Genomic DNA, 877 nt, shown 5'->3' with positions numbered 1-877 from the left:
AAGAGCATGTTTAAATTTTAAGGAGGGCAAAAAAAAACGAGTCAGCCCGTAAGTTAAAAGTGACGAAACGATTAAGTTATGGAATCTCAATATAAGAGACTAACTGACTCGCAGTGGGAAGTTATAAAAGAAATATTGCCGGTGCAACGCAAGCGTAAACATTCGCTGCGGGAGATTATAGATGCTATTTTTTGGATGCTCCGCATCGGTAGTCAGTGGCGGAACTTGCCCGATAGTTTTCCTAAATGGCAGTTGGTGTATTATTATTTTAGTAAATGGCAAACCGATGGTACGTTGGCAAAACTTAATTGGCAGCTGAATATAAAAGAACGACGGCGGCAGGAAAAAGCGGACACACCTAGTCTGTTGAGCATTGATTCACAATCGATTAAAGTAGCTGCTTTCATTCAGCAAGACACCGGAGCAGATGGTAACAAGCAGATAAAGGGGCGCAAACGGCATGTTATTACCGATACACTTGGTCTCATCTGGGGCGTGGTCGTACATGCGGCTAACTTAGCCGACGGCAGCATGGCCCAGCGGGTAGTAGACCCTTTGCTAGGCTATTTGGACAGAATGCAAAAGATACTGGCCGATGAAGCGTATGCAAAGGTGTTCCACGAGTGGGTAACCCACAACATGCTGGGTGTGGAACTGGAAATTACGGCTAAACCTCCCCACACCCAAGGCTTTGTACCTATCAAGTGGCGCTGGGTAAGTGAGCGGGGTTTTGGTATGTTCAACTTCTTTAGAAGGCTCGACAAAGACCATGAAAAGACTACTACCAGTGCAGAAGCTTGGATTTTGTGGCACAATTGTCAAGTTGTTCTTAATAGATGTGACTAATTACCAATATATTATGAATTTAAACATGCTC

At 44.1% G+C, this 877-nt stretch carries 1 protein-coding gene; it reads left to right on the top strand.

Going from position 1 to position 877, the window contains the following annotated elements; all coding sequences use genetic code 11:
* Window positions 1-78: 78 nt before the first annotated feature.
* Entirely contained in the window at window positions 79-846 is a 768-nt protein-coding gene (locus AAE02nite_RS26115; RefSeq protein WP_146905881.1) for an IS5 family transposase, read from the top strand.
* Window positions 847-877: the final 31 nt, after the last annotated feature.

The organism is Adhaeribacter aerolatus (genome assembly GCF_007991635.1).
GTDB classification, from domain to species: Bacteria; Bacteroidota; Bacteroidia; order Cytophagales; family Hymenobacteraceae; genus Adhaeribacter; species Adhaeribacter aerolatus.
Note: the sequence above shows the minus strand (reverse complement) of the source record. Positions and strands in the feature narration are given on the sequence as shown.